This window comes from uncultured Algibacter sp. (assembly GCF_947495925.1).
Taxonomy (GTDB): domain Bacteria; phylum Bacteroidota; class Bacteroidia; order Flavobacteriales; family Flavobacteriaceae; genus Algibacter_E.
The window spans coordinates 243,961-265,370 of sequence record NZ_CANMAU010000007.1; the positions used below are offsets into that span (position 1 = coordinate 243,961).

16 protein-coding genes are annotated in these 21,410 nt (G+C 33.9%); 7 read left to right on the forward strand and 9 right to left on the reverse strand.

Features of this window, described 5'->3' with window-relative positions:
• Nucleotides 1-2 precede the first annotated feature (2 nt).
• The 3 genes from Q0857_RS15670 to Q0857_RS15680 all read right to left on the reverse strand — a co-directional run bounded on the left by Q0857_RS15670 (nucleotide 3) and on the right by Q0857_RS15680 (nucleotide 4,019).
• A complete protein-coding gene (locus tag Q0857_RS15670) occupies nucleotides 3-1,655 on the reverse strand; it encodes a UxaA family hydrolase (RefSeq protein WP_298537417.1) in 1,653 nt (550 codons plus the stop codon).
• Between the two features lie 15 nt (nucleotides 1,656-1,670).
• Nucleotides 1,671-2,681: a zinc-binding alcohol dehydrogenase family protein gene (locus Q0857_RS15675; protein ID WP_298537420.1), complete on the reverse strand. Its 1,011-nt coding sequence runs from the start codon at nucleotides 2,679-2,681 to the stop codon at nucleotides 1,671-1,673.
• A gap of 318 nt (nucleotides 2,682-2,999) precedes the next feature.
• The gene (locus Q0857_RS15680; protein ID WP_298537423.1) at nucleotides 3,000-4,019 is read right to left on the reverse strand and encodes a LacI family DNA-binding transcriptional regulator; all 1,020 of its coding nucleotides are present in this window, start codon (nucleotides 4,017-4,019) and stop codon (nucleotides 3,000-3,002) included.
• Between the two features lie 311 nt (nucleotides 4,020-4,330).
• Here Q0857_RS15680 and Q0857_RS15685 point away from each other — a divergent pair, with 311 nt between their 5' ends.
• From Q0857_RS15685 to Q0857_RS15715, 7 genes are all read left to right on the forward strand, one after another.
• Complete coding sequence (locus Q0857_RS15685) at nucleotides 4,331-5,140, forward strand: SDR family oxidoreductase (protein ID WP_298537426.1); 810 nt, start codon at nucleotides 4,331-4,333, stop codon at nucleotides 5,138-5,140.
• 15 nt (nucleotides 5,141-5,155) lie between these two features.
• Nucleotides 5,156-6,322 carry a mannonate dehydratase gene (uxuA, locus tag Q0857_RS15690; RefSeq protein WP_298537428.1) on the forward strand — a complete coding sequence of 389 codons (1,167 nt, stop codon included), beginning with the start codon at nucleotides 5,156-5,158 and terminating at the stop codon, nucleotides 6,320-6,322.
• Nucleotides 6,319-7,731 (forward strand): glucuronate isomerase, encoded by a 1,413-nt coding sequence (uxaC, locus tag Q0857_RS15695; protein ID WP_298537431.1) that lies wholly within the window; start codon nucleotides 6,319-6,321, stop codon nucleotides 7,729-7,731. The genes uxuA and uxaC overlap by 4 nt, the downstream gene beginning before the upstream one ends.
• A gap of 14 nt (nucleotides 7,732-7,745) precedes the next feature.
• Nucleotides 7,746-8,720, forward strand: a complete 975-nt coding sequence (locus Q0857_RS15700) for a TRAP transporter substrate-binding protein (RefSeq protein ID WP_298537432.1) — start codon at nucleotides 7,746-7,748, stop codon at nucleotides 8,718-8,720.
• A 2-nt stretch (nucleotides 8,721-8,722) separates the two neighbouring features.
• Complete coding sequence (locus tag Q0857_RS15705) at nucleotides 8,723-9,211, forward strand: TRAP transporter small permease (RefSeq protein WP_298537435.1); 489 nt, start codon at nucleotides 8,723-8,725, stop codon at nucleotides 9,209-9,211.
• Entirely contained in the window at nucleotides 9,211-10,515 is a 1,305-nt protein-coding gene (locus tag Q0857_RS15710) for a TRAP transporter large permease (protein WP_298537438.1), read from the forward strand. The genes Q0857_RS15705 and Q0857_RS15710 overlap by 1 nt, the downstream gene beginning before the upstream one ends.
• A gap of 341 nt (nucleotides 10,516-10,856) precedes the next feature.
• A complete protein-coding gene (locus Q0857_RS15715) occupies nucleotides 10,857-11,627 on the forward strand; it encodes an enoyl-CoA hydratase/isomerase family protein (protein WP_298537441.1) in 771 nt (256 codons plus the stop codon).
• Between the two features lie 164 nt (nucleotides 11,628-11,791).
• On the opposite strand, the gene Q0857_RS15720 is transcribed toward Q0857_RS15715, so the two are convergent.
• The 6 genes from Q0857_RS15720 to Q0857_RS15745 all read right to left on the reverse strand — a co-directional run bounded on the left by Q0857_RS15720 (nucleotide 11,792) and on the right by Q0857_RS15745 (nucleotide 21,403).
• Nucleotides 11,792-14,272 carry a sugar-binding domain-containing protein gene (locus Q0857_RS15720; RefSeq protein ID WP_298537445.1) on the reverse strand — a complete coding sequence of 827 codons (2,481 nt, stop codon included), beginning with the start codon at nucleotides 14,270-14,272 and terminating at the stop codon, nucleotides 11,792-11,794.
• Entirely contained in the window at nucleotides 14,273-16,420 is a 2,148-nt protein-coding gene (locus tag Q0857_RS15725; protein WP_298537448.1) for a beta-galactosidase, read from the reverse strand. It abuts the gene before it with no gap.
• Nucleotides 16,421-16,425: 5 nt separating this feature from the next.
• The gene (locus Q0857_RS15730) at nucleotides 16,426-17,985 is read right to left on the reverse strand and encodes a sugar porter family MFS transporter (protein WP_298537451.1); all 1,560 of its coding nucleotides are present in this window, start codon (nucleotides 17,983-17,985) and stop codon (nucleotides 16,426-16,428) included.
• Between the two features lie 65 nt (nucleotides 17,986-18,050).
• Nucleotides 18,051-19,163 carry a family 43 glycosylhydrolase gene (locus tag Q0857_RS15735; RefSeq protein WP_298537626.1) on the reverse strand — a complete coding sequence of 371 codons (1,113 nt, stop codon included), beginning with the start codon at nucleotides 19,161-19,163 and terminating at the stop codon, nucleotides 18,051-18,053.
• Between the two features lie 138 nt (nucleotides 19,164-19,301).
• Complete coding sequence (locus tag Q0857_RS15740; protein WP_298537454.1) at nucleotides 19,302-20,327, reverse strand: L-rhamnose/proton symporter RhaT; 1,026 nt, start codon at nucleotides 20,325-20,327, stop codon at nucleotides 19,302-19,304.
• A 29-nt stretch (nucleotides 20,328-20,356) separates the two neighbouring features.
• On the reverse strand, nucleotides 20,357-21,403 hold the full coding sequence (locus Q0857_RS15745) for an aldose epimerase family protein (RefSeq protein ID WP_298537457.1): 1,047 nt from the start codon (nucleotides 21,401-21,403) through the stop codon (nucleotides 20,357-20,359).
• Between the last annotated feature and the right edge of the window lie 7 nt (nucleotides 21,404-21,410).

Below are 21,410 nucleotides of genomic sequence, written 5' to 3' on the forward strand. Positions count from 1 at the left end.
TTTTATAATGAAACGCCTCTTTTCCAAGGAATAAAATCGTTATTTCCATGAAGTACTGCTTTTGAAGGCACCTCTCCACTTGCTACTTTAATGATGTGGTCTAATATTTTTTCACCCATAGACTCAATGGTATCTTCTCCTGTGATAACCGTTCCTGCGTTAATGTCGATAATATCATTCATGCGCTCATATAAATTGGTATTACTAGACATTTTCAAAACAGGTGCTACAGGATTTCCTGTTGGAGTACCTAAACCAGTTGTAAATACTACTACATTACAACCGGAACCTACTAAACCAGTAGTTGATTCTACATCATTACCTGGTGTACATAATAAGTTTAAACCAGGTTTAGTTACTTGCTCTGTATAATCTAATACTTTTACTACTGGAGATGTTCCGCCTTTTTTGGCGGCGCCTGCCGATTTCATAGCATCTGTAATTAAACCATCTTTTATATTTCCTGGTGATGGATTGTTCTCAAAACCAGAACCCACAGCAACAGCCGCCGCCGAATAAGCACGCATTAAACCATAGAACTTTTTAGAATCTTCTTCTGTTTCACATCTGTTGATGAGTTCTTGCTCAACTCCATTCAGTTCTGGGAATTCTGCCAAAACAGGGCTTCCTCCTAAACCAACTAATAAATCTGAAGCATAGCCCAAAGCCGGATTTGCAGAAATCCCTGAAAAACCATCTGAACCTCCACATTCTAAACCTAAAGTTAGCTTGCTTAAAGGTGCAGGTTTACGTTCAATTTTATTGGCTTCCATCAACCCTAAAAAAGTGTGTTTTACCGCTTCCTCTATTAAATGTCGCTCGCTAACACTTCTTTGTTGTTCTAAATAATGAACTGGTTTTGTATTATTTGTTGCTATTTTATCAATAGCTTCTTGTAACATTTGGATTTGTGCATTCTGGCATCCTAAACTAAAAATTGTAGCTCCTGCTACATTTGGATTTGTAATATAACCAGCCAATAATTGACACAATACTTGAGCATCTTCACGTGTGCCTCCACAGCCACCTTGATGTCTTAAAAACTTAATACCATCTACATTTGGAAATGTTCTGTTTTTAGACATTTCTTCTTTAGTAGTAATGATTGGTGTGTTTAAAATATCCTCAGCACCTGCTCCTGATTTGTATTGATTAATCAAAGCATCTGTGTCTACTGCAAAATCTTTCTTGGTTTCATAACCCAATTTTTCCAGCAAAGCACCTTCTAAAACATCAACATTTCTATTTTCACAGAAGGTTAGGGGAATCACCAGCCAGTAATTAGCCGTCCCCACTTTACCATCTTCTCTATGAAATCCGTTAAAAGTTCTTCCTTCAAAATTAGAAATGTTTGGAGCAGACCAAACAAATTCTTCTTTTTCTTCCTTAAATTCTGCAGATGCGTGCTTCACATTATCAATGGTAATCGCACATCCTTTAGGAATTTCTTGCACAGCTTTACCTATTAAAACACCATACATATGAATTTCATCGCCAATACTAAAATCGTGTAATGAAAATTTATGTTTTTGCTTGATGTTTTCTTTTAGCGTAACTTCTTTTCCTGCTACTTTGGTTACTCTTCCTTTTTCCAAAGGATTGATAGCCACAATAATGTTATCTCTTGAATCTATTTGAACGTAATCTTTAGACATTTTACGTTTTCTTTTTTAATTGAAACTTACGGTTGCTTTTATAACTCCTGTTTTTGGATCTAACCAACTATCAAAATTTTCGATCATTTCTGTAAATGACACATTGTGTGTGATAAAAGATTCTGTTGGAAACTGGTCTAGGACATTAATAACGTGTTCAAAATCTTCGGTAGTAGCATTTCTACTGCACATTAAAGTCATTTCTTTGGCATGTACTTTAGGGTGCGTATATGTCAATTCCCCTTTAGATAAACCAACTAATACAAAACGTCCACCATGAGCCATATAATCTGGACAAGCCTCTAAAGCATATTTATTGCCAGATGCATCAAAAACAGCCGTACATAGATCACCATTTGTAATTTCAGACACCTCATTTACGGCATTTTCTCCTGCTTTTACGATATAGTCTACACCTATTTTTTCTTTGGCATATTGTAAACGTTGTTCATTCATATCTATAGCTATCACTTTAGCTCCTGCTATTTGTGCTAATTTCATGATACCAATACCAATTGGCCCGCAGCCAACAACGGCTATAGTTTCTCCAGGTTTTATATCGGCTCTTCTAATAGAATGTGCTCCAATTGCTAATGGTTCTACAATGGCCATTTGGTCATTACTTAAATTATTGGCTGGCAATAAAATATTTGCTGGTACTGTAATTTGTTCCTGCATACCACCATCTCCATGTACTCCTAACACCGTAATGTTTGTACAGCAATTGGTTTTTCCATTTCTACAAGCTATACATTTGCCACAACTTACATATGGCATAACAACTACTTTATCTCCTGCTTTTATGCCCCGTTCATTTTCACTAATTTCTAAAACTTCCGAAGCTAATTCATGCCCCAATATTCTTGGATACGTAAAAAACGCTTGATTCCCTGCGTATGCATGTAAATCGGTTCCACATATACCTACTTTATTTATTTGTAATAGAGCTTCGCCTTCTTTCCTAACTGGAGCTTCTTTTTCTTTTAAATTGAATTCACCAGGTTTTTCACAAACTATATATTTCATTTATTTTTTTTTGTTTAAAAGCTTTTTTAGATGAGTTATTTACTAAAAATTTTTGGTTAAAATTATATATTTTAAATGATATAGAAAGTGATATATGTTGTAATTGTAGTAACAAATGATTTATTTATATAATGATATTGATTAAGTAAGTGAATTGTTTATTTTACTTGTAAGATAGGGGAGTCCATAAAAAGTAGACTTAGATGACTCTAATAGAGAGAATAAAGCTTGTTAATCTATACTAATAGTTGTGGTTGAACTAAAAAACATGTAATAAAGCTATGTAATAAGGCTTAATAATAGGTATCATGGCAAAAATTAATTGGATAGTTTTGAAGATGATTTTCGAATAATTAATTCAGGTGGCAATATGATGTTTTTTTTGACTTTTTTTCCTGAACTATTACTTACCTGCTGTAAGAAAACTTGTGCCGCTATTTCACCCATTTTTAAGGGAGATTGGTCTACCGTTGAAATAGAAGGTTCCATGAATTTTGTAAAAGGTTCATTACTAAATCCTACTACGGCAAATTCATCTGGAATTTTTATGCTGTGCTGTTTTAATTCTTGAATAGCCCCCAAAGCAGCTAAATCGCTTGCAGAAAAAATGGCATCTGGTGCTTGTTTGAGTTTTAATAACTGTTTTAAGGCTTGCCTTCCAGCCACGGTATTACTTGGAGTTTGGATAACATAATTGGTGCTGAACTTAATATCATGGTCAATTAAGGCTTGTTTATAGCCTAGAAATCGATTTTTATAAATATCAATATCTCGATTTCCAGAAAAATGAGCTATCCGAGTATAGCCTTCCATTATTAAGTGTTTTGTGGCTTTATAAGCTCCATCAAAATCATCAATTGTTACAGAGCTCACACCATTCATCACTTGTTTTCGATCAAAAAATACTAACGGAATGTTTTTTAAAAGGACACGGTTAAAAGGTTTAGTTTTTTTATTCGAAGACGAAATTAAAATTCCATCAACTTGCGCATTTAATAAAGTGTCTAGGTATTTATTTTCTTTTTCCTCATCGTCATGTGTTTGGCAAATTATAATATGATATCCATGAGGTGCTAATTCATCTTCAATAGCTCTTATTATAGAAGCAAAAAAAATCATATCAATCCTAGGAACAACAACACCAACATTAAAACTTTTTCCACTTTTTAAGGCAAGTGCAAGTTTATTTTGCTCGTAGTTCATTTCAACTGCAGTTTTTAAAACTAAGGCTTTTGTTGCTTTACTTATTTTAGGATTATTATTTAAGGCTCTTGATACTGTTGCACCCGTAATTCCAAGTTTTTTTGCTATGTCGTAAATCGTTGTTTTCTTCTCCATAGGGCAGAAGTTCTAGTTATATTGCTGCTTTAAAAGTAGTTTATTTTTATTAAAAGTAATTTTGATGTACATCACATTATTTGAATATATAGTAAGGTGGTATACAATAGAATGATTAGCGGCTAAAGAATAAATATTTAATAGAAGATTCAAGTATTTATAACAAAAGTTTGTTTACAAATAAGTAAATAAATATATTTGAGTAATCGATTACAAAAGCTAATAAGTTATTTATTTAGTTTTACTTTCGAAATTCATAATAAATCAATTGTTATGAATCTTTTATTTATAATCAATAAAACATCGAATAAGTGAATACCTTATTTAATATAAAGAATAAAGTTATAATCCTCACCGGAGGTTATGGTGTGTTAGGCTCAAATATTGCAAAGTACTTTGTTAATTCCAACGCAAAGGTTGTGATTTTAGGTAGAGATGGAGAAAAAGCAGAAACCTTTGCTAATTCTATATCTACAACAAAGGCAAAAGGATTTAAAGCTGACGTTTTAGATAGAGAAAATTTAATAACAGTTAAAGAAAAAATTCTTAGTACTTGGGGACGAATTGATGTTTTAATTAATGCCGCTGGGGGTAATATGCCTGGTGCAACTATTTCCCCTCATGATTCATTATTCGATATGTCAATTCCAGATTTTCAGAAAGTTACAGATCTCAATTTAATGGGAACTGTTGTGCCTTCATTAGTATTCGGAGAACATATGTCAATACAAGGAAATGGATCAATTATAAACGTAAGTTCAATGGCAGTACCTCAAGTAATTACTAGGGTTGTAGGTTATTCGGCATCTAAAGCAGCTATGGAAAACTTTACAAAGTGGATGGCCGTAGACATGGCCTTGAAATTTGGAGATAAAATTAGAGTAAATGCTATTGCGCCAGGTTTTTTTATTGCTGATCAAAACAGAAAATTGCTAACCAATGAAGATGGGTCATTAACAGAAAGAGGAAATACAATACTACAAAACACACCAATGAAACGATTTGGTAATGCCGAAGAACTTAACGGAGCTGTTCATTTATTAGCCTCGGATGCAGGCAAATTTATTACAGGAACAGTAATAAGTATTGACGGTGGTTTTAGCGCTTTTAGTGGTGTTTAATAATATGAAAATATAATGCAAGAAACGTTTAGATGGTTTGGTGAGTCTGACACTGTAAAACTATCAGATATAAGGCAAGCAGGGGCAACAGGAGTTGTTACTGCGCTGCATCATATAGTTAATGGCGAACTCTGGACGATTAGCGAAATACAAAAAGTAAAAGATAACATAGAAAATGCAGGTTTGAAGTGGTCGTTTATTGAAAGTATCCCCATTCATGAAAATATCAAACTTCGTATTGGCGATTATGAGGAACGGATTGAAGTTTATAAACAAAGTTTAAGAAACGTAGCTCAATGTGGTATTAAAAATGTTTGTTACAATTTTATGCCAGTGTTAGATTGGACGCGTACCCATTTATTCTGGGAATTAGAAGATAAAAGTACTGCACTAAGGTTCGACAAAGTTGAAATGGCAGTTTTCGAATGTTTTATAATGAAACGAAATGGAGCTGAAAATTCATATTCATTAGATATTTTAGAGCAAGCCCAAGTGAGCTTTAAGGGTATGAGCAATGATGAAAAACAAAGATTAGAAGACAGTATTTTGAAAGGACTCCCCGGAACAGTTGATGATTTAACTATTCCTGTTTTTAAGGATATGATTGCTCAATATGATAACGTTAGTCATGAAGATTTAAAAGCGAACCTTTCTTATTTTTTAAATAGAATTATCCCTCTTTGTGAGGAATTGGGTGTCAAAATGGCAATTCATCCAGATGATCCACCAATAGATATTATGGGGTTACCCAGAATTATTAAATCTGAACGTGATTTAGATGATTTGGTCAACTTTATAGATAGCCCTTCAAACGGTATTACCTTCTGCACAGGGTCATTAGGTGCAAATCCAGACAATAACCTGCCGAAAATGATTGAAAAGTTTAAACATAGAATTCATTTTTTACACTTAAGAAATGTAAAACGAGAGGCAAATGGCAGTTTTTATGAAGACAATCATCTGGGAGGTTCTTCAGATATGTATGAAGTAGTAAAAACAGTTCTTAAAATAGAAAAAGATCGAGGTGTTTCGTTACCGATGCGTCCAGACCACGGACATCAAATGCTTCATGATTTAAAAAACAATAATACTTACGCTGGTTATTCTGCAATTGGTCGCCTAAGAGGATTAGCTGAGTTGCGAGGATTAGCTCTAGGAATTTCTAAAAGTCATATTATATGAGTGTAATAAATTCGGGTACATTTATTACTGAAGATTTCTTATTAGAATCCGACATAGCAAAAACGCTATATCATGATTATGCTGAAGATTTACCTATTATTGATTATCATAATCATTTATCGGCACAATTAATTTCTGAAAACAACCCCGTTAAGAACATTACCGAGGCTTGGTTAAAAGAGGATCATTATAAGTGGCGAGGAATGCGTGCTAATGGGATAGAAGAACAATTTATTACGGGCAACGCGTCCTTAGAAGATAAATTTATAAAATGGGCAGAAACAGTACCGTATACATTGCGTAATCCATTATTTCACTGGACACAACTTGAACTGAAGCGTTATTTTGGTATAAATGATATTTTACAACCCCGCACAGCTGCCTTTATTTATAAAAAAGCAAATACCTTTTTAGCTAACCAAACACCAGCCCAATTATTAGAACAAATGAAGGTTGAAGTCGTTTGTACAACAGATGATCCGGTAGATAGTTTAGAGTACCATCAACAAATAGCAAATCAAAATTTCTATACCAAGGTTTATCCGACATTTCGTTCTGACAACCTATTTTTTATTCAACAAGATACTTTCAAAGTTTATTTAGAGAAGCTTGAAAAAGCAGTTAGTTTTTCAATCAGTTCTTTTTCAGAATTTATAAGAGCTATAGATTCTCGAATTGATTTTTTTCATCGTAATGGCTGCCGATTATCAGACTATGGAGTTAGTGGTGCCTTTACTATTGTTGATTATAAAACTCATGAGGTATCCGAAATATTCAATAAGTTCTTAAATGGAGAGACATTATCTTTAGAAGAAATAGACAAATATAAATCGGCTATATGTATTCATCTTGCTAAAAAGTACCATGAGAAAAAATGGGTGCAACAGTATCATCTAGGGCCGCTAAGAAATAACAACAAGCGTTTGCAAAAGTTATTTGGGGCGGACGCAGGATGCGATTCTATTGGAGATTATTCTTTAGCAGATTCTATGTCGAAATTATTTAATCAGTTAGATGAATCCAATCAATTAGCTAAGACTATTACTTACAATTTAAACCCTTCTCAAAACGAAGTGTTTTGTACTATGATGGGGAATTTTAATAATGCTGATACTCCAGGTAAAATGCAATGGGGAGCGGCGTGGTGGTTTTTAGATCAAAAAGACGGTATGGAAAAACAAATAAACACGTTGTCCAATTTAGGTCTTTTAAGTCGATTTGTTGGTATGTTAACAGATAGTAGGAGTTTCTTGTCTTTTCCAAGGCATGAATATTTCAGACGTATCTTATGTAATATGATAGCACAAGATGTACATAAAGGTTTAGTTCCAAATGATCTTGAATTTTTAGGAAAAATGATTCAAGACATATGCTATAATAATGCAGTAAATTATTTTAAGTTTGATTAAATAAAGGTCCTTTAATGATAAAGAAGATATTACTCTTAATAATTTTGCTTATTGTTTTTACTTCGTGTAAAAAAGAGGGCAGTGCTAAAGTCATTTATTTAGGGCATACATTACCGCAAACACATCCCGTACATAAGGGTATTTTGGAATTTAAGAAGGCATTGGAGTTAAAATCTTCTGGGAATTTAAAAGTAAAGATTTTTCCAGATGGTCAGCTAGGTTCAGAAAGGGAAGTTTTGGAATTATTGCAAATAGGGAGTGTAGCCGCCACAAAAGTAAGTGCTGCAACCTTGTCGAATTTTGTTCCAGAGTACCACATTTTGGGCATACCTTATTTGTTTAAAGATAAAACACATCAGTTTGATATTTTAGAAGGTCAAATTGGAAAATCAATATTAGAAAAAGGATCAAAATTTTGGTTGAGAGGACTGTGTTACTATGATGCGGGAAGTAGAAGTTTTTATACTAGCCAGAAAGCGATTAGAACTCCAGATGATTTAAAGGGACTTAAGATTCGAGTTATGAATAACCAAATGGCGATTAATATGGTTAATTCAATGGGAGGTTCAGCAACACCGTTAGCGTATGGAGAGTTATATACTGCTATCCAGCAAGGTGTGGTTGATGGCGCAGAAAATAATCCACCTTCCTTCGTCTCATCAAACCATTACGAAATTTCTAAGTATTACACATTAGATCAACATTCTTCTATTCCAGATGTGCTTTTAATTGGCACCAAGTATTGGAATAAATTATCTGATATAGAGAAAAAGTGGGTACAAGAAGCTGCAGACGAATCTGCTGAAGCTCAAAAAGTATTTTGGAAAGAATCTGTTGAAGAATCTATTAAAATTGCGCAGGATTGGGGTGTTGAAGTCATAATTCCTGAGAAATCAATATTTGCAGAAAAATCAAAACCTGTAATGGACGCATTTATTCAAGAGTTTCCCGAAATGGCTCTTATTGTAAACCAAATTAAAAATCAATAGATATGAGAAAATCTGCGATTATTTTCAATAAAATAAACAAGATACTTGAGTGGTTTTTAATTATCATTTTCGCTTTGTTGGTTTTGGATGTGTTGTTTCAAGTGCTCTCGAGATATGTTTTAGGGACATCCTTTACATGGACAGAAGAGTTTGCAAGATTTGCTTTGATTTGGATGACTATTTTAGGGGCAGCATATCTCAATGCGAAAAAGGAGCATTTGTCAATGGATTTTTTATTTCAAAAACTTTCTAAGTCTAATCAAATAAAGGGGGCTATGCTTATTGAGGTTTTAGTATTTCTTTTTGCACTTGCAGTAATGGTTATTGGGGGCTTAAATTTGGTTTATACCACATTGCACCTAGAACAACTCTCTGGAACTATGAGAATTCCTTTGGGGTATATTTACGCTATTTTACCTTTTAGTGGCCTTTTGATTATGTGTTTTTCTGTATATCACATATATACTCTAATTAAAACAAATAATAAATAATGAGTATTGAGGTAATTAGTATTGTCGTGTTGTTTGTAAGCTTTTTTACATTATTACTGCTAAAGGTGCCTGTTGCCTATAGCATAGGGATTTCGACTACTCTAAGTTTATTGTTAAATATTGACAAAATGCCCGGTTTAACAACGATAGCTCAACGAATGACAACAGGGATTGATAGTTTTGCCTTATTGGCGATTCCTTTTTTTGTTTTAGCAGGTGAAATCATGAAACGTGGGGGAATTGCTAATAGACTTATTAATTTCGCGAAATCCATAGTCGCAAGTCTTCCGGGAGGATTAGCTTATGTTAATGTTTTAGCATCTATGCTTTTTGGTGCGATATCCGGGTCAGCCGTTGCAGCAGCATCTGCCATTGGTTCGATCATGACAGATAGAATGGAAGATGAAGGTTATCCAAGAACTTTGAGCGCTTCAGTTAATATTACAGCATCAACAACAGGGCTTTTAATTCCACCAAGTAATATTCTAATTGTTTATGCACTGGCAAGCGGAGGTTCAGCATCTGTTGCTGCTCTATTTATAGCCGGTTATCTACCCGGAATATTACTAGGTTTTGCAATTATGGGGTATGTGGCGTTCATCGCAATTAGTAAAGGCTTTGCAAAGGAAAAACGAGCTTCTTTATTTGAAGTATGGACCTATTTTAGAAAATCTTTTTTCAGTTTACTATTATTGGTTATAGTTGTAGGAGGGATTGTCGCTGGAGTATTTACGGCTACAGAAGCTTCTGTAATTGCAGTATTATATGCTGCAATATTATCATTGATTTATGGTGATATAAAAATTAAGGATTTCCCTGCTATATTATTATCTAGCGGAAAAACTACCGCCGTAGTTATGTTCTTGATTTGTACCTCAATGGCTATGTCTTGGCTATTTTCTTTTGAAGGTATTCCCGAAATAATAAGTTCTTTTTTGTTGGAGTCTTTAAATAACAAATTTGCTATTTTTTTAGCAATTAATATTATTTTACTCGTGGTTGGAACATTTATGGATATGACTCCTGCGGTATTGATATTCACACCAATATTTTTACCTGTTGTAACCGCTTTAGGTATGGACCCTGTTCATTTTGGAATTGTAATTGTGTTAAATTTATGTATTGGTATTTGTACCCCACCTGTGGGGACTTTATTATTTGTAGGTAGTGGTGTTGCAAAAATTCCTGTTACTCAGGTTATCAGACCATTATTACCTTTTTTAACAATTATGGTAGCGGTATTAATGCTTATTAGTTTTATTCCAGAAATATCAATGTTTTTGCCAAGGTTGTTTGGATTGTAAACCAGTATTTTTGGGAAACCTGTTATTGATATGTTTATTTGATGTGTTCTTATTTGTAAAAGCACAAATTAGGAATTGTATTTTCTTACTAGTATAAAAACTTGACAAGTCTATGATGTATATTTGTTATTCGTGCACTTGGCTTAAAATGTAACTCAGCTTACTTGAAAAAAACTTGACAGTCTCTAGAAACATTAGAATTGAGCTTCAATCTTCGGAAATAATGTTTTAATTGTAATACCATTCTTAACTAGAAATATTTGGGTATAATTAGGAAAATGGTAAAAGTGTTATAGCTTTTTTAAATAATTGAATTTTTTAATTAATAAATCTTATTCTATATGAAATATATAAGGCTTGAAGTACAAAATAGAGTAGGTTATATTATAATTAATAAACCCAAAGCTAATAGTTATGACATAAATTTTATGAAACTTATGTCTGAGACTATTGATGAAGCTATTGCAAATAAGGATGTTAAAGTTATTGCTTTAAAAAGTGAATTAACGAAATTTTTTTGTGCTGGGGCTGACATCAAGGTTTTTCAAGAAAATACAATTGCTGAAAATAAGAACATGGTTAGGCAAGCTAACCTTGTAGCTAACAAATTATCGGAAAGTCCAAAAATTACTGTAGCAATTTTGGATGGACATACACTTGGTGGTGGATTAGAACTTGCACTAGCATGTGATATGAGAGTAGCTTGTGATGGGGAGTTTTATTTAGGTCTATCGGAAATAAAGTTAGGGTTAATGCCTGGTAATGGTGGAACTCAGCGTTTAATTAGGTTAATTAACGAAAGTAAAGCTTTAGAGTTATTAATAACTGGTAAATCTATATTGCCGGATCAGGCATTTGATTTAGGGTTGGTAAATCATTTTTATCCTAAAGATGAGTTTGAAGAATCAACTAAAGTATACCTTGAAGAATTGGCCAAGGGACCTCTACAGGCTATGAGCGCAGTTAAGCAGAGTGTATACAAAGGTTTAGAAATGCCTTTGAAAGCAGCTCTTGAATTGGAAACAAAATTAGCAGATTCTTTATATGATACAGAAGATGCCAAGGAAGGCTTAATGGCTTTTATAGAAAAAAGAGATTCAAAATTTATTTAAAAAAGTATATCCATAGAAAGAGAACTATATTAAAATAGTTGTTGAATTATTTTATTAAGCATTTTTATAATATAAGTAATAATGATTAGTAGCTAGTAAAAAAGCTTTAAACAGAGTTTGTTTAAAGCTTTTTTTATAAAGTAACTATTGTGATTAAAAATAAATTATTCAAAACCTCTGGCTATGGGCATTTTTTCATCGGCTTCAGTAAAACCTGCTTCACCACCTAAACTTGGGTAGTACCTAAAGTAATTTGCCCAACCATATTTTTGTTTTATATCAAAGGCCTCTAGTCCAATTGCTCTAAGCTTTTTGCGATCTTTTTCTTTGTCAGCAACCAATAACATATAATCATTCTTAGATAAGGTATTACCTTCAAGATCTGTAAGTGAAATTTCAGTATAAAAATTGTCCCCAATATGGCCTGGAACTTTAAATGAAACATCAGCAAATTTCTTTGAGCTGTCTCCCTTAATTTCTGATATTTCAAATTTTTCTTTTTGAATAATAGATTTGTTATTATCCAAAAAATCAATGGTTACCGTACAATTATTAAAGGATTTGTAGAAATCATTAACAACCCATAATTCGCCTATAAACATTTCTCCAGGTAGCCAACGCCTATCATAATGTTTCATGGTAATTAAGAGAGGTTGATATGCCTTTTTAACATAATCAAAAGATGTCTTTTTTTCTTGATAGTAGTCTACAATTCCCCATTTCATATCTGGTGCAAATGTGATATAGTGACAAATACAAATAGCACTAGTTTTAGGTTTTCGTGTTCTAAAATGTTCCAAAGCATACTGAAAAATAACACCTTGCGCTATTTGAGTAGCTTCAACAAATTTTTCAAGTCCATCTCTAGACTGATCTCCTAAAACTTCAAAGTTTAAAGTTCGCAGAGCATCAAAATCTGTCCAGTGGTGTCCCCAGCTTGGACCAGGCGGCCAAATTTCGTCAGATGGAATAAACTTTTTAATACTTTCAACATTAGGACAAGAGGAAATGGCTAATTCTGGAATTACAGCATAGTCTAAACTTGGAAAATACTCTTCCATTACAAATTCGCCTTCACCGTAAAATAAGTCATTCGCATGAAAACTCTCATTAGGTTTAAAACCAAGATTTAACCCAACTTCATCACTTAAAGGAGAAGAAGGAATATAGTATAATGACGTGTAAGGTTTGATTGCTTCCCCTAACTCATTTACAAATTTAAGATTATGCTCTGGATCGGAAGCGGTCATAAATAATTCTTCTGAACCTTCTAAAAGTACAATACATGGATGATTACGTTGCGCTTTTACTGATGAAATTGCTTCACTAAACACTGCATCCTTAAACTCTTGGTCTTCTGGTAACGACAAACTGGCTAAAGGTAAAACATCTTGCCATACCGTTATTCCAGCTTCATTACATAATTGATAAAACAAAGGAATTTCTTCGGGATGCCAACCAAAAATTCGAAGATTATTAAAATTTGCTTCTTTAGCCAAACGAATGAGCTCTTTATACTTACTTGGATGTGCTCTCCCCATAAAAATATCGGGTGGTCCTCCCCAAGTTCCCGAACGCATAAAATGGCGTTTACCATTAATCATTACGGTCCAAGGATTTTCAACTTGCTCTCTGGTAAACCCTGGGTTATGCACCATTTCAACTTCTCTAATTCCAAAAGAAGTAGTCGTAGTATCTAATAAAGTATCTTTATCTTCTGTAATGGTAACTTCAGCTATATATAGATTTTGATCCCCTAAATCCCATGGCCACCATAATTTAGCATTATCAATATTTAAACTTAATTCGATGTTATTATCACCTTCCGAAATTGAAAGAGACTGATTGGTTTCATAAGTTTCAGATTCAAAATTGTCACCTTTAACTTTAAGGTTTACATTTACTTCTTTTTTCGAAACGACATGATTCTTAAGGGCAATTTCAACGTCTAAAGTAGCTGAGTTTTCTGAAATAATAGTTGATTTAATATAAGTATCTTCTATGGTCACCTTTCCTGTTCCTTCTAAATAAACTGGTTTCCATATACCGGTAGGAGGTAAGCTTACCCAATAGTCTCCATGCCATGCCGGTTTACGTCCTGCGACCTGACTATAGCGTCTCGGAGCAGGATGTAAGCGAATCATTAATACATTAGTGCCAAAGCGCAAATTTTCAAACCTTATGGTTTCTGATACATCAAACTTAAACTGAGAAAACATACCCTCATGAGTACCCAAAAACTTGCCATTTAACCATACATCGCATCCAAAATCAATCCCATCAAAAACAAGTTGGATGTGTTTTCCATGCATTTCTTTGGGTACATCAAACTGTCGTTTATACCACCACTCGTTTTCCGGAACCCACTTAGCCTTTAAACTGTTTCGTCCAAAATGAGGGTCTTCAATACGTCCGGCTCTCCATAAGTCTGTATAAACATCACCAGGAACCTTGGCAAAACTCCAGTTAAAGGAATCACCAGTTATATCAAAATTTAATTCATGAAAACCTATTTTAACACCTTCATCAGGACGAATTCCTTCAAACTGCCAATTGTTTCCACATAAATCAAAAACAACTTTTTCATTAGAGTTTATACCTTTACTTGATAAATATTCTCTTTCTTCTTGACTGATGTTTTTCATTTAATTTTTACTTTGTTTTTGTTTTGTAGAATTGTTGATTCTATAGTCATACATTGAATATGTAGTTTCCTTGACTTTTTCAATTAATTCTTCATATGGGTTATCACAAATATCTATAAACCCGACGTTATAATTTTCACCATCAAAACGTCCAGTATTGGGTTCGTCTAAATACTGAAACCAATGCGCACCAACAATATTAGGGTGTCTTAAAGCACCATGAATATAATCTTGGTACATCTGTCCGCGTTCTACTTGATTTCTAGCTTTTTTAACACCAGAATGAAAACTTCCCTTATCTAAAGCGCCAAAATGAAATTCACCTATCATTACAGGTTTATCGACTCCTTCAGGAAGTTTGAAATTTTCGATACTATACTCATATTTATTAAAACTCATTATGTCTAAATAGCGGCCTGCCGCAGTTAAAACAATATCATTGTTTGCCCAAGCAAATCTACATCCTAAATAATTTTGATTAGGAGCTACCTTTTTTAACTCTTCATTTATGGTTCTAAAATAGGTTTCGGCAATATGCTTATAGAAATCGAGTAAATCTTGTTTTGAATTTTCTTTGTTCGGAACTGCATTTGAATTTTGTAGGTTTTCCCATGACGTATATGAGGTGTTCCATATTAAGTTCAAAGCTTCAATAGTTTTATATTTTAATTTAAGAACTTTTACGAACTCAATTTTAGCCGGTTGTTCGGCAGGACTTTTCAACGTTCCTATAGCTAAGGAACCTGGTAATCCCCAAGACAATTCATTATCCACAAAGTAGCCAATGCACCAGGGGTCATTAGCACCTTCTTTTTGCATTTTTACAGACTTTTTTACGGCTTTTCTGAATTTTGGATCAAATACATCATGAAACTTTCCCCAAAATCCATCAGAACCTTCAATTTTTGGGGTATTGTTAATCCAAATTGATCCTACATATGCCGTTTTATGTTGTCTTGTGGCTCCGAAATCAGACACAAAACCAATGGTATTCATTCCCCAATTTTTGATTCTTTTATGCGCGGTACTTCTAAATGTATTTAACCAGTCTTTTCCGTATTTTTTGTAAAGATTGCTTTGGTAAAAACTAAAGGTTTCATATGGTAATTTATCTTTATAAAATCCATGAGAAGCAAATGTTCCAGTGCCATAAAACTTGCCAAATTCAGTATCCTTTTTTGGTAAATGCTTAAAGTATTTTTTTCTATGAGAAATACCCGTTGAAGCAGCTTTGGAAGACACACAATTTAACCCTGCCGTCCAGAAAAGATATCCTTCAGGATCAACAATCCACCATTTGTTATTATATTTTTGAGTTCTGAAAAAACCTGTAGCATTTAATTGAGGTCCTTTTTCCCATCCACCAAATTTACCTAAGCCTTCAGGCCCAAGTTTATTATTTAATGAAGCCTGCTCTTTTTTACCGCTTTCTATTAACTCATCAATTGAATGCATTTTTCCATCCCAATCTGCGTGTATATATTGTCCAAACCCGTCAATAAAAGGGAAGAAGTTTTCAGGGTTACGTATTTTAAGCCTTTTCTCAGCTCTTACATTATCTACTGTAAAATTTGTAGTTGTTGTAGCATAACGCGAATTAAAAGATACTTGATTTATTTTTTTTATATCCGTTTTAAGTTTACCAGGCACTCCTCGCATGCCTTTGACATCTAATTGGGGTAAAAAGATCCATGGTGTCCAAGCCAAATCAACTGAGATAGTTTTTGATTCTCCAGGATTTAAGTCTACGTAATCTGAACAATACCATTTTACTAAATCGTCAGGATCGTTACCTACAAAAAACTCTACTTGAATTTGTTCATCTCCAATATTAGTTACATCGGCCTTTACTCGTTGATAACCAGATAGATTCCAAGGTTTATGTTTAGGTTGGGTAATTATTACTCCAGGCTTAGATATTTCATAGCCACTATTAACTTTTAAAATATTGCTTTTCGAATCATTTATTACTTCGAATGAGGCGTCCTCTGTTTTTATTTGCGAATTACTAAAATCATCATCAAAATCTAATAAAACCAATATGCTATTTTCTTTCTGCGCATATACTTTGTGTCCAATATTTAAAGCGATAATTAATGATAATAAAATTACATAGTTTAAAGGCTTTAGTTTTGGAATAGTTTTCATTTCATTTAGTTAATTAGAATATCTTCGAGTTCTTCAAGGGATTTGCCCTTAGTTTCTGGAACTTTTATCCAAATTAAAACAAAACCTATAACGGCAAAAATTCCAAAAAGAAGGAAAGTCATTGAATTACCAAGTTTAGAAAGTTCCCATGGGAATAGGAGTTGAACTAAAAAGGCAACAGCTAGATTAATTAAACCAACAAAGGAAATAGCAATACCTCGGATTTTTGTTGGAAATAATTCGGAAAACAACACCCACATAACAGGACCTATTGACATAGCAAAAGCGCCTACAAAACCTATTATGCCAATAAGAATTAATAAGGTGTTCATTTTGGCTGAAGCTGTTACTAAAGCAGATTCATATGTACTTGCTGAATCCTCACCTAGAACTGAAACAATAGCAGCTTTAAAGTCTAAGTCATTTTCAAAAACTTGATCTTGCAAAGGCGCAAGATGCTCTTTGTTAATTTCATTTGGTAAACCAGCTATAGCTTCTTCTGTAAGGGTGTAGGTAGCATCATTAAACCCATAGCTTAGCAGAAACAAACAAATAGCAATTCCAGCCATCCCAATAATAAGAAGAGGTTTTCTACCAAGTTTATCAATGGTTAATATGGCTACAATTGTAAAGCCAAGATTTGTTAACCCAACAAGAGCTGCTTGAATAAATGAGGCATCAGTACCGATTCCTGTTTGTTCAAAAATCATTGGGGCATAGAATAACACTGCATTTATACCCACAATTTGCTGAAAGACACCAACAATTAAACCTATAACAATAACCTTTCGCATAGACTTTTTGAATAGGTCGTTAAGCTTCGATTTCTTTTTGTTTTTATCTTCAGAAATACTTTGTTCAACCTCTTTAATTTGTTGTAGTGCATCTTCTTCAGATAGCACTTTTTGCATTACCTCTAGCGCTTCTTCTTTTTTGTTTTGAACCATTAACCATCTTGGGCTTCTAGGTACTATAAAGAGTCCAAAATAATAGAGTAGTGCAGGTATGGCTTCTAAACCAAGCATCCAGCGCCAGTTCCATTTACCAAACCCCATTGATACTGCCCAGGCAGAATCAGAATTACCCCATTTTAGAATGAGGTAATTGGTAAAAAAAGCTATCGAGATACCAATAACAATATTTAATTGGTTAAATGATACTAATTGCCCCCTTTTTTCGGGTGGAGCTACTTCAGCTATGTACATGGGTGCAATTATAAGTGCAGCACCAACGGCTAAACCACCAATCATTCTAAAAATAATTAACCAGAAAAATGTTCCTGCTAAAGCTGAACCAACGGCAGAAATAGTAAAAAGAACTGCGGCGTACTTTAGAAGCTTTCTTCTACCATACTTATCACTCATTGGACCGGCTATCATCATTCCTACTGCAGCTGTTAACGTAATCGAACTTACAGCCCATCCTAGTTGGAGTTTTGTAAGATCAAATTCTGGTTCAATAAATTTTACTACTCCTGAAATGACCGATGCATCAAAGCCTAATAGGAATCCACCTAGCGCAACAATTGCAGCTATTCGGATAACATAAAGTTGTTTTGTTGACATAATTCTAGTTTAGTTAGTAATTTTAGTCAAGTAGGTTTCGATCAAGTAGGTTTGAGTAAGATGTGTTATTCTTTGCTCTCTCCCTTAGCTGTGTGGTGCTTTTTATTCCAAGTTCTAAAACCTCTTATATATTGATAATCTCCTGTTTTATATTGGTGCGTTAGTCCCCAACGCAATATTTCAGTTGGGTTTTTCTCAGTATCAGCTGTTCTATTTAAGCCAATAGCATGAGGAGCTCCTTTCACAACTCCTTTTATTTCAAAGTTAATACCATCTGGAGACCATTGTACTGTGTTTTTTTCTGGTCCATCTGTAGTAATTAAAGATGCTATTCCTCCATTATATGGCCACACACAAATTTCATGACCACTATTTGAAATAGGGTTGTATTCTGATTTTACATATGGGCCTTTTGGGTTATCAGCTATAGCAACTCCGTGTCTTATTTGACGACCACCAAATGTAATGGCTTCACCCATTTGCTCTCCCTTGTAGTATAAATAGAATTTCCCGTTATAAGGAATAATGCAAGGATCGTGGACTTTATGACTATCAAAATCACCTTTTTTATCAACTGCAAAACGATTTTGCTTTTCGCCTTTCCATATACCATTATCAGCAGGACTTAAAATAGGTTTCTTAGACTTTTCCCATGGCCCATCTATAGACTTTGACCATGCCAATCCTATTTGATTTTTAACTCTTACAGTATAAGGGGACTTAACAGTTTGATAGCATAGGTAATACGTATCTTCATGTTTCATAATTTCAACAGTGAATACTGAACGATCATCATAAGCGCCTTTGTCTCCTCTTTTTACTGCAGGACCTATTTCTTTCCATGTTAATCCATCTTCAGAGGTTGCATACCAGATATCACATCTGTCCCAAGGAAAAACTTTACTCTTTTCAATATCTCCAGCAAAACCATCAGTAGGACCAGTAGATCTTGTATACCAAACATAGTATTTTCCATTCTCTTTAATCATAGCACTTGGGTCTCTACGAACGACACCTTCTTCATAGGCTAAGTCACCTTTTAAATCAAATACTTCGTATTCAAAAAACCATTCGTTTCCTAGTGCCATGTCCCATTCTAAAGCACGTTTTGAAGCTGCACTAAGCTTTTTTATATTTGTTATACCAAGAAAATCTTGTTGTTCATCAGTAATATTCATTTCACTATTTTGCTGTTTAATTTCTTTTTCTTCTTCTTGCTTACACGAAATACCTGTTAAAATAATACAAGTAAGAAATATATATATAATTTTTTTCATGTTTGGTTTGAGTCTAGAGGTTGTAATACTTCTATTTGATTATTTTAAACTATTACTGTACGCCACTATAAGAATACCCAATACCATACATGTTAAGCCGAGGTATAGAAACTTTCTTGCTTTTGGTGATGCTTTAACCCATTCTTTTGTTACAAGACCACTAATAATGGCAGTTACTACACAAGATGTATTAAAAATGGCGTAACCAACGCTTCCACCTAATTCTTTTCCTAATTTAAAACCGGCATAAGCGAATACTACAGAAGCAGCAAAATTAAATACGCCCATAATTGAAGTAAGCATTATGTTTTTACCTAAATGTGGTGTTTTAAATTTACCCCATAACTTTTTTGCAGATAATTGTTGTATAAAATATATGGCAATTGCTACACCTCCTGCCATGTATATAACATACATCACAGCAATAGCACTTTTCCATGATTCATTGCCTTGAGCTTGCGAAGCTGTATCAATTATTTCGCCACCAGCAGCATAGGCATAACTAAAACCAGTAGCTAACAAGCCTCCAATTACAGCAATTAAGATCCCAGTAATCATGGAACCACTTTTTGTTGTTTCTGTATTACTATCATTGTCTTTTTCTTCATCCTTTTGACGAATTATTCCTGCTTTACCATTAGCCATTACGCCTATAAGAACAACCGCTAAACCAGCCAAAATGGTTAATAAAACATTCGTTTTAGGTAGACCGACTTCAATGAATGGTAAAAGAGACCCTACTAAAATGATTGTTCCTATGAAAATTGAGAAGCCTAGAGATAAGCCGATATAATTTATAGCTTTCCCCCACATCATAGCTCCAATTCCCCATAGGATACTGCAAATTATCATCGTTATTAAAGCTTTAGTGGGAATAGCAGCTAGAACATCAGCAAATCCATCAATTAACAAAAAAGCAGCAATATTAGGTACCACAAACGTGTTGATAGCGAAAAACATACTCCATGTGTTTTCGAATTCGTAGTCTTTAGTAAATTTTTCAGGTAAGGCATAAAGCCCTAATAATAATCCTGCTAGGATTGCAAAAAAAACGCCTGTAATCATAATTATTTAGTTTTGGTTAGTAAAAAAAATTACCAGTTGAATTTGAACTGGGTAGTACTTTTAAATGTTTCACCTGCCTTGGTTATTGAACTTGGTGAATTTTCAATATTCGGTCCGTTAGGGTAACGATGTGTTTCGCAGCAGAAGCCTCTATATTTTCCAAACTGTTGGCCATTCTCACGCTTTAGAGCATCTGAAGTATATTTACCTGTATATAGTAACATACATGGCTCAGTTGTTGAAACTGTTAATGATCTACCCGAGTCCGGACATGTAATTTTAGCGGACTCGATGAAATCTGCTTTTTCATTATCTAAGATATAGAAATTTTCAAATCCGTCTCCCATACCTTCATGCGCATCACCAATTCTTTTTGGTTTACGCATATCATCCGCAGCTCCTTCTACATTAATTATATTTCCCGTGGCTGCTCCGGTATCATCACACTCTAACTTTGTATTAGCATTAACTTGTGCTAAATGGCACTCTACATTAGAATGAAACGCGTTTAAGTTAAAGTACGTATGATTTGTTAAAGACAAAGGAGTATCTTCATCCGGAGTTCCTAAATAATCAATATTTAATTCATTATTATTTGTTAAAGTGAATGTTACTTCAATATCTACATTTCCTGGAAAACCTTCTTCTAAAGAATTGCTTTTTAAAGACATTTTTATACCTGAACCTTTCTCATTTTCAAAAGTTTCAGCACTCCAAACTTTTTTATCAAAACCAACAGCTCCTCCATGTAGGTTATTAGGGCCACAATTATTGGCTAATTGATAATCTTTTCCATTTAGAGAAAATTTAGCATCTTTAATTTGAGAGCTGTAACGACCAACCGTGCATCCAAAATAAGGTGCATTATCTACATAGTCTTTATTGAAATATCCATCAAGCGTATCAAAACCACAGGCTATATTTTCTATATGACCCTTGCTGTCCGGAACCTTAATTGTAGTCACCGTTGCTCCGTAATTAGTGATTTTAACTTCAACACCATTAGCATTTTTTAAGGTGTATTCTTTAACGGTTTCGCCGTTTAACAATCCGAAATCTGAAATAGTTGTACTCATTTAAATA